The sequence below is a fragment of the uncultured Streptomyces sp. genome (assembly GCF_947488945.1).
In the GTDB taxonomy this organism is placed as follows: domain Bacteria; phylum Actinomycetota; class Actinomycetes; order Streptomycetales; family Streptomycetaceae; genus Streptomyces.
Map to the genome: position 1 here is coordinate 157458 of NZ_CANLBS010000007.1, position 13111 is coordinate 170568.

Consider the following 13111-nt stretch of genomic DNA (forward strand, 5'->3'; position numbering starts at 1 on the left):
AGCCCGGCCCGGCGCGTGTGCGGGAGCGAGCGCGTGCCCGGTCCTACTTCTTGCGAGCGGCGGCCTTCTTGGCGGTCGTCGTGCGCGCCGTGGTCTTCTTCGCGGGCGCCTTCTTCGCCGTGGTCTTCTTGGCGGGCGCGGTCTTGGTGGCGACGGCCTTCTTGGCGGCGGTGGCCGTGGTCTTCTTCGCCGGCGTCGCCTTCTTGGCTGCGGCGGCCGTGGTCTTCTTCGCCGGCGTCGCCTTCTTCGCGGCGGCGGCCGTGGTCTTCTTCGCCGGCGTCGCCTTCTTCGCGGCGGTGGCCTTCTTGGCGGTGGCCTTCTTGGCGGCGGCCTTGGCCGTCGTACGGGTGGAAGCTCCGCCCGAGAGGCTGCCCTTGGGGGCCTTCTTGACGGCCACGTCGTTCTTGGGGAGCTTCTTGGAGCCGCTCACCAGGTCCTTGAAGCCCTGACCCGCGCGGAAGCGGGGCACCGAGGTCTTCTTGACCCGCACGCGCTCACCCGTCTGCGGGTTGCGGGCGTAACGGGCCGGGCGGTCGACCTTCTCGAACGAGCCGAAGCCGGTGACCGACACGCGGTCTCCCGCCACGACCGCGCGGACGATCGCGTCCAGTACCGCGTCGACCGCGTCTGCGGCCTGCTGGCGGCCGCCGACCTTGTCGGCAATCGCTTCTACGAGCTGCGCCTTGTTCACGTCTTCCCCTTCGGAGACATTGCCCGAACGAAATCGTTCAGGCTTTTTCGCACGTTAGGCAGATATATACCGCAAATCAAACACGAAACGGGCTAATCACCCTAGTGCCGCAACGAAGTCGACCGCCGCGGAGTTCCGCGGAGTCAGTCACCTTCGGGGAATCGGCCCTCGTCGAGGTCCTTCTTCAACCGGTCCAGACGCCGTGCGGCGCCCGAGAGATCGTGCTTCGCCGCGGCCGTGATGACCAACAGCTGCCGGGACAGCGCCATCCGTACGCCCTCCGGGACTTGCAGTGCACGCACTCTTGTGTGCGCTTCCTTCAATTGGTCGGCGACTTGGCCATAGAGCTTGAGTTGGCTGTCGCGTTCCATGCACCGATTGTGCCATCTGGGGCGAGTTGTCGCCGTACGGGGTCTCAACAAGCGACTGCGCCCCCTGCCGGCGGGCAGGGGGCGCAGTACTGGAAAAGCGCTGCTCAGACGTGAATTGTACGCGGCTTGTGGGCCGGCCTTGCCGTCTCGTACGCCGCGATGTCCGCTTCGTTCTGAAGGGTGAGGCTGATGTCGTCGAGGCCGTTCAGCAGCCGCCAGCGGGCGTTCTCGTCGAGCTCGAAGGCGGCGGTGACGTCCCCCGCCCGAACCTCCCGCGCCTCCAGGTCGACCGTGACCTCGGCGGTCGGGTCGGCCTCCGTCAGCTCCCACAGGGTGTCGACGACGGACTGGTCCAGAACGACGGTCAGCAGACCGTTCTTCAGCGAGTTGCCGCGGAAGATGTCGGCGAACCGGGAGGAGATGACGGTCTTGAAGCCGAAGTTCTGCAGGGCCCAGACGGCGTGCTCGCGGGAGGAGCCGGTGCCGAAGTCGGGGCCCGCCACCAGGACGCTCGCGCCCTGCCGCTCGGGGCGGTTGAGGATGAAGGAGTCGTCCTTGCGCCAGGCTTCGAAGAGGCCGTCCTCGAAGCCGTCGCGGGTGACCTTCTTCAGCCAGTGGGCCGGGATGATCTGGTCGGTGTCGACGTTGCTGCGGCGCAGCGGGACGGCCCGGCCGGTGTGGATCGTGAATGCTTCCATGGTTATCGGACTCCGGCGGGCGTACGGGTGTCGGACAGGTCGGCGGGCGAGGCCAGGTGGCCGAGCACCGCGGTGGCGGCGGCGACCTGCGGGGAGACGAGGTGGGTGCGTCCGCCCTTGCCCTGCCGTCCCTCGAAGTTGCGGTTCGAGGTGGAGGCGGAGCGCTCGCCGGGGGCGAGCTGATCGGGGTTCATGCCCAGGCACATCGAGCAGCCCGCGTGCCGCCATTCGGCGCCCGCCGCGGTGAACACCTTGTCCAGACCCTCCTCGACCGCCTGCAGCGCGACCCGGACGGAGCCCGGCACGACCAGCATCCGTACGCCGTCGGCGACTTTGCGTCCGTCCAGGATCGCTGCGGCGTTGCGCAGGTCCTCGATCCGGCCGTTGGTGCAGGAGCCCACGAAGACGGTGTCGACACCGATGTCGCGCAGCGGCTGCCCGGCGGTCAACCCCATGTACTCCAGGGCCTTTTCGGCGGCGAACCGCTCCGAGGCGTCCTCGTACGAGGCGGGGTCGGGGACGTTGGCGGAGAGCGGCGCGCCCTGGCCGGGGTTGGTGCCCCAGGTGACGAACGGGGCCAGCTCCGCGGCGTCGATGACGACCTCCGCGTCGAAGACGGCGTCGTCGTCGGTGCGCAGCGTCTTCCAGTACGCGACGGCGGCGTCCCAGTCCTCGCCCTGCGGGGCGTGGTCACGGCCCCGGAGGTACTCGAAGGTGGTCGCGTCGGGCGCGATCATGCCCGCGCGGGCGCCGGCCTCGATCGACATGTTGCAGATGGTCATCCGGGCCTCCATCGAGAGCTTCTCGATGGCGGAGCCGCGGTATTCGATGATGTAGCCCTGGCCGCCGCCGGTGCCGATCCGGGTGATGATCGCCAGGATGACGTCCTTGGCCGTGACGTCCTCAGGCAGTTCGCCCTCGATCGTGATGGCCATGGTCTTCGGGCGGGCCATCGGCAGCGTCTGGGTGGCCAGCACGTGCTCCACCTGGCTGGTGCCGATGCCGAACGCCAGCGCGCCGAAGGCTCCGTGGGTGGAGGTGTGGGAGTCGCCGCAGACCACGGTGGTGCCCGGCTGGGTGAGCCCGAGCTGCGGGCCGACCACGTGCACGACGCCCTGCTCGACGTCGCCCAGCGGGTGCAGCCGCACGCCGAACTCCGCGCAGTTCTTGCGCAGGGTCTCCAGCTGGGCGCGGGAGACCGGGTCGGCGATCGGCTTGTCGATGTCGAGGGTCGGGGTGTTGTGGTCCTCGGTGGCGATGGTGAGGTCGAGGCGCCGCACCGGGCGTCCGGCCTGCCGCAGACCGTCGAAGGCCTGCGGGCTGGTCACCTCGTGCAGCAGGTGCAGATCGATGAAGAGAAGGTCGGGCTCGCCCTCCGCGCGCCGGACGACGTGGTCGTCCCAGACCTTCTCCGCGAGTGTCCTACCCATCGCTTTCCCTCCGGCCGGCGTCCTCGCCGGCCCAACTAGAGATTCGGTGCGCCGCCGTCCGGTCCCCCTGCGGGGCGGTGGCTACGGGCCGCCGTACGGCCGTCCGTACAGGTTCGCAACTTCCAGCGGAAATTGAACTTGCGTTTCACAGAGTGAGACGCGAATATCGTCGTATGGACAACTCTAGCGGCGTCGGCGTTCTCGACAAGGCGGCCGTGGTATTGGCCGCTCTGGAGTCCGGCCCGGCCACCCTGGCCGGTCTGGTGGCGGCGACCGGACTCGCACGACCCACGGCCCACCGCCTCGCCGTGGCACTCGAACATCACCGCATGGTGGCACGCGACATGCAGGGCCGGTTCATCCTCGGCCCGCGCCTGGCCGAACTGGCGGCTGCGGCGGGCGAGGACCGCCTGCTGGCGACCGCGGGCCCGGTGCTCACCCACCTCCGCGACATCACCGGGGAGAGCGCGCAGCTCTATCGCCGCCAGGGCGACATGCGCATCTGCGTGGCCGCCGCGGAACGGCTGTCCGGACTGCGGGACACCGTGCCGGTGGGCTCCACGCTCACGATGAAGGCCGGCTCCTCCGCCCAGATCCTGATGGCCTGGGAGGAGCCGGAGCGGCTCCACCGCGGCCTGCAGGGGGCCCGGTTCACCGCGACGGCGCTCTCCGGCGTACGGCGCCGGGGCTGGGCCCAGTCGATCGGAGAGCGCGAGCCGGGCGTGGCCTCGGTCTCCGCGCCGGTGCGCGGCCCCTCGAACCGCGTGGTCGCCGCGGTGTCGGTCTCCGGTCCGATCGAGCGGCTGACCCGGCACCCCGGCCGGATGCACGCCCAGGCGGTCATCGACTCCGCGGCCCGCCTCAGCGAGGCCCTGCGCCGCGGCTGACCGCCCGCCCCGGCCTTTCCGTGCTCCGTTTCTCCGTTTCCCGTTCCGACCCCGTGCGCGACGGACGGCCGCCCCAGCGTCGTGGTGGCCCCGCGCCCGCACCGCCCTTCCGCTGCACACCGGTTGCCCGCGGTCCGGCCCGAACCCGCCCCGGACGTCCGGGAGATGACCCACGGAAGAGCGCCCCACGGACACAGAGCCCCACGGGCACACGGGCACACGGGCACACGAAAAAGGTCCTCCACCATGGGTGAAGGACCTTCTCCTCTGTGTACCCCCGACCGGATTCGAACCGGCGCTACTGCCGTGAGAGGGCAGCGTGCTAGGCCGCTACACAACGGGGGCTTGTTCTTGGGGACTTGCGCTGGGCTACCAGGACTCGAACCTAGAATGACGGTACCAGAAACCGTAGTGTTGCCAATTACACCATAGCCCATGGTGATGCAAGTACCCCCGACCGGATTCGAACCGGCGCTACTGCCGTGAGAGGGCAGCGTGCTAGGCCGCTACACAACGGGGGCCCTAGCGATCCTCGTCCGGCGTCAGCCGGATGTTTTCACCGCGGGAACGTGGGTGCGACCCTGATGCACCCGCGGGATGGATCTGTACCCCCGACCGGATTCGAACCGGCGCTACTGCCGTGAGAGGGCAGCGTGCTAGGCCGCTACACAACGGGGGCTTGTTGCTCGATACTGCGCTGGGCTACCAGGACTCGAACCTAGAATGACGGTACCAGAAACCGTAGTGTTGCCAATTACACCATAGCCCAATGAAAAGCAACCCCTGAGGGTTGTTTTTCTGTCTACGCTTCCCGACCGGATCTTTCGGCCCGCTCGGGCGGCGCAGAAAGAACATTACCCGAAGGTGTCCGGCGCTCCAAAACGGGTATCCCGGCCAGCACGTCGGGGAGCTGGTCCAGGCCGGTGATGCGGACCAGATCGGCTCGTCCGCCCCGCCCCCGGCGGTCCAGCCAGATGCCGGTGAGCCCGGCCGCGACGGCGCCCGCGGCGTCGATGTCCGGCTCGTCGCCGACGTACGCCACCTCGTGCGGCTCCAGGGCCAGCAGTTCGCAGGCGGCCAGGAAGGCGCCCGGTTCCGGCTTGGAGATCCCGAGTTCGACGGCGCACACCATCACCTCGAAACGCTCCCGCACCCCGAGGGCGGTCAGTTTGCGGTGCTGGTGGGCGGTGCTGGAGTTGGAGAGCACCCCGTGGCGGTAGTCGGAGGCCAGCAGTTCCAGCACCGGCAGCACGTCCGGGAAGAGCTCCCAGGCGGCCTCGTAGTGGGCGGCGTGCCGGGCGAACCAGTCGTCGGCCCCCTCGTCGGTCAGCGCCGGCTCGCCGAGGAAGTCCCGCACCCGGTCCCTGCGCTGGCCGTCGAAGTCCGTCTCCCCGGCGGCGAACCGCGCCCAGTGCCGCATGGTGGTCGTGTGCCATCCCTCCAGCGCCTCGTCGGGCGTCGCGTACCCGGGCGGCAGCCCTTCCAGCTCCAGCAGCCGGCTCATGGCCCGGGTGTCGGCCCCCCGGTAGTCGAAGATCGTGTCGTCCACGTCCCACAGCACCGCTCTGATCCCCATACCGGTGCCCTACCCGTGCGCGTGGACGGGCGAACGCCCGGAGGCCGGGCTCCCCCGTCGGGGAGCCCGGCCTCCGGGCGTCGTGCGGCGTCCGGATCAGGCGGTGAGCCTGGCCAGTGCCGCGTCGATCCGGGCGAGGGTCTTCTCGCGGCCCAGGATCTCCATGGACTCGAAGAGCGGCAGCCCGACCGTGCGGCCGGTGACCGCGACGCGGACCGGGGCCTGCGCCTTGCCGAGCTTCAGGCCGTGCGTCTCGCCGGCGGCGAGGACGGCGGCCTTGAGCTCTTCGGCGTTCCACCCGGCGGCGGCCAGATTGGCGCGGGCGGTGGTCAGCAGGGCGTCGGAGCCCTCCTTCATCGCCTTGGCCCAGGACGCCTCGTCCTCGACCGGCTCCTCCAGGAAGAGGAAGTCGACGTTGGCGGTGATGTCGGACAGGACGGTGACCCGCGTCTGGGCGTGCGGGGCGATCTCGGCGAACTTCTCCGCGTCGAACCGCTCCGGCGCCCAGTTCGCGAAGGGGGCCCGCAGCCAGGGCGCGCAGCGCTCGGTGAAGTCCTTCACGTCGAGCATCCGGATGTGCTCGGCGTTGACGTGCTCGGCCTTCTTCAGGTCGAAGCGGGCCGGGTTGGCGTTGACGTCGGCGATGTCGAACGCCGCGACCAGCTCGTCCCTGCTGAAGATGTCGCGGTCCTCGGCGATCGACCAGCCCAGCAGCGAGAGGTAGTTGAGCAGGCCCTCGGGCAGGAAGCCGCGCTCGCGGTAGAGGTTGAGCGAGGCCTGCGGGTCGCGCTTGGAGAGCTTCTTGTTGCCCTCGCCCATGACGTACGGCAGGTGGCCGAAGGCGGGGACGTCCTTGGCCACGCCCAGCTCGATCAGCGCCCGGTAGAGGGCGATCTGGCGAGGGGTGGAGGAGAGCAGGTCCTCGCCGCGCAGGACGTGGGTGATCTCCATCAGGGCGTCGTCCACCGGGTTGACCAGCGTGTAGAGCGGGGCCCCGTTGGCGCGGACGATGCCGTAGTCGGGGACGTTCTCCGGCTGGACCGTGATCTCGCCGCGGACCAGGTCGGTGAAGGTGATCGCCTCGTCGGGCATCCGGAAGCGGACGATCGGGGCGCGGCCCTCGGCCTCGTACGCCGCCTTCTGCTCGGCGGTGAGGTCGCGGCAGTGGCCGTCGTAGCCGGACGGCTTGCCGGCGGCGCGGGCGGCGTCGCGGCGGGCGTCGAGCTCCTCCGTGGTGCAGTAGCAGGAGTAGGCGTGGCCGGCGTCCTGCAGCTTGGCCGCGACGTCGCGGTAAAGGTCCATCCGCTGCGACTGGCGGTACGGGGCGTGCGGGCCGCCGATCTCGGGGCCCTCGTCCCAGTCGAAGCCGAGCCAGCGCATCGAGTCCAGGAGCTGCTGGTACGACTCCTCGGAGTCGCGGGCCGCGTCGGTGTCCTCGATGCGGAAGACCAGGGTGCCCCCGTGGTGCCGGGCGAAGGCCCAGTTGAACAGGGCGGTCCGCACCAGCCCGACGTGGGGGTTGCCGGTCGGGGAGGGACAGAACCGCACGCGGGGGGGTACCCCGTGCCCGAGCGGAGCCGGGGGCTTGGGGGAGGTGCCGTTAACCACGCTTGATCACCTTGTTGGTGAGAGTGCCGATGCCTTCGATGGTGACGGCGACCTCGTCGCCGACGTGCAGGGGGCCGACCCCCGCGGGGGTGCCGGTGAGGATCACGTCGCCCGGGAGCAGCGTCATCGCCTCCGTGATGTGGACGACGAGGTCCTCCACCGAGCGGACCATGTCGCTGGTGCGGCCGAGCTGTCGCTGTTCGCCGTTGACGGTGGCCTGGATCGTCAGGTCGCCGGGGTCCAGGTCGGTCTCCACCCAGGGGCCGAGCGGGCAGGAGGTGTCGAAGCCCTTGGCGCGGGCCCACTGCTTCTCGCGCCGCTGGGCGTCGCGGGCGGTGACGTCGTTGGCGCAGGTGTAGCCGAAGACGACGTCGCGGACGCGCTCGCGGGGCACCTCGCGGCACATGCGGCCGATGACCACGGCCAGTTCGGCCTCGTGGTGCAGTTCGTCGGAGAAGGAGGGGTACTCGATGGCGTCCCCGGAGCCGATCACCGAGGTGGTGGGCTTGAAGAAGGCCACCGGGACGTCCCCGACCTCGTTGCCGAGTTCGGCGGCGTGCTCGGCGTAGTTGCGGCCGATGGCCACGACTTTGTTGGGGAGCACGGGGGGCAGCAGCCGGACCTTGTTCAGCGGGACCTTGGTGCCGGAGAGCTCGAAGTCGGCGTACGGAATGCCCTTGATGATGTCGAGGACGAGGCCACCGGATTCGACGGTGCCCTCTCCCTCGACGGCGCCGAAGGCGACATTGCCGTCGATGGAGAACCTGGCGATGCGCACGGGATGCTGTCGCCCCTCACTTGCTGGCTGGCTGAAGACTGACGCTCCAGGCTAACGCGGGCACCGGTGCCGCCGCTCCGCGCGCGGGCCGCCGCGCCGGGGGGCCGGCGAGGGGCTCGCGGGCGCCGGAGAGGGCTGCGGGGACCCCGCGCACGAGGGCCGGGGCGACTGTTCCTGCCCCCTCGGCAGACCCCTCCAAACATCGGACACCCGGCAAGCGCTCGAATGAGACAGCGATCATCGTGTGAGTTTGCTCACGAGTTCGCCTACAAAAGGAACATATCGGGATGATGATCATCCATCGAGAAACGGACATTGCGTCACTGAATGATCCATTCCGCTCCTGATCATGGCGACTGGGACCTTGGGCCTCCGATGGGGCCGTGTCCGTAATGATCAGCTTTGCGGGTGAACGCCTCCCACCCCACGTCACGCTCCCGTCACGCCGTGTCATCCCCGTGAAGGCGATGCTCAGGGCCCTTGTTGGCGGTCCTGCACTGTGCTGGAATTCCACGCACCGCCGCGGGTTCAGACCGGCGCAGGGGCGCAACGCGGCGCCGAGCGAGCGGCGGGAGGGGGATGAGTACGCCGGTCGCTCAACGACCACCTTGGGGCGCTTCCGGTGCCCCACGACGCCGACACCGTCCCGGCCGCCATCGCGCGGAGGGACGCCTGGTCCAGAGGTTGCGACGCTAGTGCAGGGACGTTTCAAGAGGGATGGCACGGGGTCGCCCCAGGCTCACCAGGGCCGCGGGGAAGCTCCGGCGGAACACGAGCCGCGCGGCGGAGCCGACCGCGGTTCCTCGCCCCAGCACGCCCAGAACCCCGGGTCGGCGACAGCCGGCGACGGTGACGACAACGCACAGCGCACGGGCGCCCCGGCGGCCGGCGGCACCACCCCGGCGAATCCCGCCAGGCCCCGCGGCCAGGTCAGCGCCGGCTCCCGCATGGCCCTGCGCAACTGGCGCATCAGCACGCGCCTGGTCTCGCTCCTGGCGCTTCCCGTCGTCGCCGCCACCACGCTCGGCGGACTCCGCATCAACGAGTCCATGGGCGACATGGAGCAGCTGGAGCACATGCAGCTGCTGACGCAGATGACCAAGCAGGCCACCGAGCTGGCCCAGGCGCTGCAGAACGAGCGCGACCAGTCGGCCGGTCCGCTCTCCAACGGCGTCACCGCGACCAACTACAAGGTCACCGAGCCCCGGAAGAAGACCGACCGGGCCAAGGACGCCTTCCTGGACGCCACCCTGGAGATGGGGGACGCCGAGGGCGACGAGGCGCTGGAAGGCATCCACGCCTCCATATCCATGATCTCGACCCAGCTCGGGCAGATCCGGGACATCCGCAAGAACGCCTACGCCAAGGGCGACCCGTCCCTCGCCACGGTCGACCAGTACAGCCAGCTCATCACCTCGCTGCTGGGCCTGTCGCAGGACATGGCGCAGGCGACCAGCAGCCCCGAGATGATCAAGCGGACCCGGGCGCTGGCCGCGTTCTCGTCGGCCAAGGAGTACGCCTCCGTCCAGCGGGCGATCATCGCCGCGGCGCTGCCCGGCGGCAACAGCCAGAAAACGCACCTGGACCCGAACGACAAGCAGTTCGGCCGCAACGCGCTCCGCAAGGAGAGCCTGGCGCTCAACTCGTTCAACACGATCTACGCCGCCACCGGCAACAGCGCCGCCGACCTGACGGACCCGCTGACCAACGGCAACCCCGAGATCAACGCCGCGGACATGTACGCGAAGCAGGTCCTGGACACCACCACGGGCCTGGACGAGCGCAAGGCGCGGTCCTACCTCGACTGGTACGACCAGAGCTCCACCAAGATCCAGGCGATGGAGACCATCGAGGCCACCCTCCTCAGCGACATGGAGGGCAAGGCCCGCGAGCTGCGCGAGGCGTCCCAGCGCGAGGCGATCCTCAACGGCGCCGTGATCCTCCTCGTCCTCGGCGTCTCCCTGGTGGGCGCGTTCGTGGTGGCGCGGTCGATGATCCGCTCGCTGCGCCGTCTCCAGGACACCGCCACCCGGGTCGCCCAGGACCGGCTGCCCGAGCTCGTCAAGCAGCTCTCCGAGACCGACCCGCAGGACGTCGACACCTCCGTGGAGTCGGTCGGCGTGCACTCGCGCGACGAGATCGGCCAGGTGGCCGCGGCCTTCGACGACGTGCACCGCGAGGCGGTCCGCCTCGCCGCCGAGCAGGCGCTGCTGCGGGGCAACGTCAACGCGATGTTCACCAACCTCTCGCGCCGCAGCCAGGGCCTCATCCAGCGCCAGCTCTCGCTCATCTCCGAACTGGAGTCCCGCGAGGCCGACCCGGACCAGCTCTCCTCGCTCTTCAAGCTCGACCACCTCGCGACCCGTATGCGCCGCAACGGCGAGAACCTCCTCGTCCTCGCCGGCGAGGAGCCGGGCCGCCGCTGGACGCGCCCCGTCCCGCTGGTCGACGTGCTTCGTGCCGCCGCCTCCGAGGTGGAGCAGTACGAGCGCATCGAACTGGCCGCGGTGCCCGCCACCGAAGTGGCCGGACGCGTCGTCAACGACCTCGTGCACCTGCTGGCCGAGCTGCTGGAGAACGCCACGTCGTTCTCCTCGCCGCAGACCAAGGTCCGGGTCACCGGGCACGCGCTGCCGGACGGCCGGGTGCTGGTGGAGATCCACGACACCGGCATCGGCCTCTCGCCGGAGGACCTCGCCGCGATCAACGAGCGGCTCGCCTCGCCGCCCACCGTGGACGTCTCGGTGTCCCGCCGGATGGGCCTGTTCGTGGTCGGCCGGCTCTCGCTGCGCCACGGCATCCGCATCCAGCTCCGCCCGTCCGACTCCGGCGGCACCACGGCACTCGTCATGCTGCCGGTGGACGTCGCCAACGGTGGCAAGCAGCCGGCTTCCAAGCAGCCCGGCGCCCGGCCGAACGGCGCCCAGGCGCCCGGCGGCCTGCTGGCCGGCGCCGGCGCTCCCGGCGGCGGCAACGCCCCGCGCCCCGGTCTCGGCGGCCCGCAGGCTCCCCCGGCCAAGGGGCTCGGCGCCACCGCTCCGCGCGGCCAGGTCGGCGCGGGTTCCGGCCCGCGTGCGGCCCTGCCCTCCCGGGACGCCGGCCCGCGCCGCCCCGGTGGTCCGCAGGCCGGTGGTCCGCAGGCCGACGGCGGCCAGAACCGCGGCCCCCAGTTCCGCGAGGAGACCGGCGCCCAGGGCTTCCCGGGCCTGGAGCCGCAGCGCCAGGCCGGCGGCCTCTCCCAGGCCTTCGGCGGCGGCCGTCCGCCCGTGCGCAACGCGCAGGACGCTCCCGGCCGCGGTGAGCCCAACCTGTTCGGCCACGAGCCGTCCCAGGCCGGTCCCGGCGCCACCGGACCGCAGGGCGGCCAGAACGACCGGCAGGACCCGTACGGCCCCGGCGCCCAGCAGCAGCCGTTCGGCGGCCCGCAGGGTCCGGGCCAGAACGGTCCGGGCCAGAACGGTCCGGGCCAGAACGGTCCCGACTCGTTCGGTCCCGGCTCCTACGGCCCCGACGCCTACGGTCAGGGACGCCAGGGCCCCGCGCCCGTGCGGCCCGCCTCCGGCACGCAGAGCTCCTTCGGTCCGGCCCAGGGCGCGCCCGCCGGCCAGGGCGGCTTCCAGCAGTCCGGCGGCCCCGGCCGCCAGTTGCCGCCGCCCGGCGGCCCGCGCGCGGAGCTGCCCGGCGGGAACCCCCCGCAGCAGCGCCCGCAGACCACGAGCTGGGGTGCGCAGGAGCAGGGTGCGCCCCGGCGTACGCCCCTGGACACGCCGCGCGGTCACGAAGAGGCGGACGCCACCGGCCAGTTCCAGCTTCCCGGCTCCCGCTCCCCCTTCGACCCCCCGTCCCACCCGGCGGCGGACGACCGGCAGGGTCCCGCGGCCACGGCCGAGTTCGCCCGTCCGGACTTCTCCGCCCCGCCCGGTCCCGGCCCGGCGGACCCGGCGAGCACCACGCAGTTCGCCCGTCCCGACTTCGGCGCCCCGCTGCCGGCCGGCGCAGGGCTGCCGGGCCCCGCCCGCCGCGACCGGGACGACGACTTCGGGGTGCCCCGTCCGCCCGCCGGGCAGGCGGGCGGCATGCCCCGCCGTCCGGAGCGTCCGGAGGCCCTGCCGCCGGCTTCGGGTCCGGGCGACGGCCGTACGCCGCTCTACGACACGCTGGAGACCAACTGGTTCCACGGGCCGCAGTCCGGTGGCCAGGAGCCGCCCGCGGCCCCGGCCGGCGACCTCTCCGGTCCGCCCGCCCCGGTGCGTTCCCCGGGCGACACCGGGTCGTTGCCGCAGTGGCGCCCGTCGCCCAACGACGACCTGGTGCGCCAGGCCGAGCGGGCGAAGAAGCCGGCCGCCGGCGGAATCACCACATCCGGTCTGCCGCGGCGGGTTCCGCGCGCCAATTTGGTTCCTGGCACCGCTCAGCAGCAGAATCACCAGTCCGGACCCCAGGTTTCGCGCGCGCCCGACGACGTGCGCGGTCGTCTGACCAATCTCCGCCGGGGCATCCAGCAGGGACGGCAGGCCAACGGCCGGTCGACCGGCAGCTTCCCACTCGGCCCCCCTCACCAGCAGGAGCGCTAGTTGAGCCCCATGAGTCAGGCCGCGCAGAATCTGAACTGGCTGATCACCAACTTCGTGGACAACACCCCCGGGGTGTCGCACACGGTGGTGGTGTCGGCCGACGGACTGCTGCTGGCGATGTCCGAAGGTTTCCCGCGCGACCGCGCCGACCAGCTCGCGGCGGTCGCCTCCGGGCTGACCTCGCTGACCGCGGGCGCCTCCCGCATCTTCGAGGGCGGCGCGGTCAGCCAGACGGTCGTGGAGATGGAGCGGGGGTTCCTCTTCCTCATGTCCGTCTCCGACGGTTCCTCACTGGCCGTACTCGCCCACCCGGACGCCGACATCGGTCTGGTCGGCTACGAGATGGCGCTGCTCGTCGACCGTGCGGGTTCCGTCCTCACGCCCGACCTGCGTGCCGAACTCCAGGGAAGTCTGCTGCACTAGGCGGCCTCGGAGCGGATTTCGACCAGGATCTCCTCAGGTACTGCCCATGATTCACACCCGTCAGGCCGATCAGCC

Annotated in this window: 9 protein-coding genes, 5 tRNA genes and 1 pseudogene; 3 read left to right on the forward strand and 12 right to left on the reverse strand. The window is 71.1% G+C overall.

Annotation, left to right across the window (positions count from 1 at the left end):
- Window positions 1-43: 43 nt before the first annotated feature.
- The 4 genes from Q0994_RS13510 to leuC form a co-directional block, all read right to left on the reverse strand.
- A complete protein-coding gene (locus Q0994_RS13510; RefSeq protein WP_299533651.1) occupies window positions 44-691 on the reverse strand; it encodes an HU family DNA-binding protein in 648 nt (215 codons plus the stop codon).
- A gap of 143 nt (window positions 692-834) precedes the next feature.
- Window positions 835-1062 carry a hypothetical protein gene (locus tag Q0994_RS13515; RefSeq protein WP_299533654.1) on the reverse strand — a complete coding sequence of 76 codons (228 nt, stop codon included), beginning with the start codon at window positions 1060-1062 and terminating at the stop codon, window positions 835-837.
- A 104-nt stretch (window positions 1063-1166) separates the two neighbouring features.
- On the reverse strand, window positions 1167-1760 hold the full coding sequence (gene leuD / locus Q0994_RS13520; RefSeq protein WP_299533656.1) for a 3-isopropylmalate dehydratase small subunit: 594 nt from the start codon (window positions 1758-1760) through the stop codon (window positions 1167-1169).
- Window positions 1761-1762: 2 nt separating this feature from the next.
- A complete protein-coding gene (leuC, locus tag Q0994_RS13525) occupies window positions 1763-3190 on the reverse strand; it encodes a 3-isopropylmalate dehydratase large subunit (protein ID WP_299533659.1) in 1428 nt (475 codons plus the stop codon).
- Window positions 3191-3363: 173 nt separating this feature from the next.
- Here leuC and ndgR point away from each other — a divergent pair, with 173 nt between their 5' ends.
- Complete coding sequence (gene ndgR / locus Q0994_RS13530; protein WP_299533661.1) at window positions 3364-4077, forward strand: IclR family transcriptional regulator NdgR; 714 nt, start codon at window positions 3364-3366, stop codon at window positions 4075-4077.
- Window positions 4078-4349: 272 nt separating this feature from the next.
- On the opposite strand, the gene Q0994_RS13535 is transcribed toward ndgR, so the two are convergent.
- From Q0994_RS13535 to Q0994_RS13570, 8 genes and pseudogenes are all read right to left on the reverse strand, one after another.
- Window positions 4350-4422, reverse strand: a tRNA-Glu gene (locus Q0994_RS13535).
- Between the two features lie 19 nt (window positions 4423-4441).
- Window positions 4442-4513 (reverse strand) — tRNA-Gln (locus Q0994_RS13540).
- 12 nt (window positions 4514-4525) lie between these two features.
- Window positions 4526-4598, reverse strand: a tRNA-Glu gene (locus Q0994_RS13545).
- Window positions 4599-4683: 85 nt separating this feature from the next.
- Window positions 4684-4756: transfer RNA gene (locus tag Q0994_RS13550), tRNA-Glu, on the reverse strand.
- An 18-nt stretch (window positions 4757-4774) separates the two neighbouring features.
- A tRNA-Gln gene (locus Q0994_RS13555) sits at window positions 4775-4846 on the reverse strand.
- 85 nt (window positions 4847-4931) lie between these two features.
- Window positions 4932-5653 (reverse strand): annotated as a pseudogene (locus Q0994_RS13560) (HAD family hydrolase).
- A gap of 96 nt (window positions 5654-5749) precedes the next feature.
- Window positions 5750-7201: a glutamate--tRNA ligase gene (gltX, locus tag Q0994_RS13565; RefSeq protein WP_299533664.1), complete on the reverse strand. Its 1452-nt coding sequence runs from the start codon at window positions 7199-7201 to the stop codon at window positions 5750-5752.
- Between the two features lie 52 nt (window positions 7202-7253).
- Complete coding sequence (locus Q0994_RS13570; protein WP_299533666.1) at window positions 7254-8039, reverse strand: fumarylacetoacetate hydrolase family protein; 786 nt, start codon at window positions 8037-8039, stop codon at window positions 7254-7256.
- 947 nt (window positions 8040-8986) lie between these two features.
- Between Q0994_RS13570 and Q0994_RS13575 the strand changes: the two genes are divergently transcribed.
- Window positions 8987-12613 carry a sensor histidine kinase gene (locus tag Q0994_RS13575; protein WP_299533668.1) on the forward strand — a complete coding sequence of 1209 codons (3627 nt, stop codon included), beginning with the start codon at window positions 8987-8989 and terminating at the stop codon, window positions 12611-12613.
- 9 nt (window positions 12614-12622) lie between these two features.
- Window positions 12623-13036, forward strand: coding sequence for a roadblock/LC7 domain-containing protein (locus tag Q0994_RS13580; RefSeq protein WP_168713747.1), 414 nt, complete (start codon window positions 12623-12625; stop codon window positions 13034-13036).
- Window positions 13037-13111 lie beyond the last annotated feature (75 nt).

Coding starts and splice junctions, on each gene's coding strand:
- Q0994_RS13580 (WP_168713747.1), top strand. CDS start 12,623: ATGAGTCAGGCCGCGCAGAATCTGAACTGGCTGATCACCAACTTCGTG.
- Q0994_RS13515 (WP_299533654.1), bottom strand. CDS start 1,062: ATGGAACGCGACAGCCAACTCAAGCTCTATGGCCAAGTCGCCGACCAA.
- Q0994_RS13575 (WP_299533668.1), top strand. CDS start 8,987: ATGGCCCTGCGCAACTGGCGCATCAGCACGCGCCTGGTCTCGCTCCTG.
- leuC (WP_299533659.1), bottom strand. CDS start 3,190: ATGGGTAGGACACTCGCGGAGAAGGTCTGGGACGACCACGTCGTCCGG.
- ndgR (WP_299533661.1), top strand. CDS start 3,364: ATGGACAACTCTAGCGGCGTCGGCGTTCTCGACAAGGCGGCCGTGGTA.
- leuD (WP_299533656.1), bottom strand. CDS start 1,760: ATGGAAGCATTCACGATCCACACCGGCCGGGCCGTCCCGCTGCGCCGC.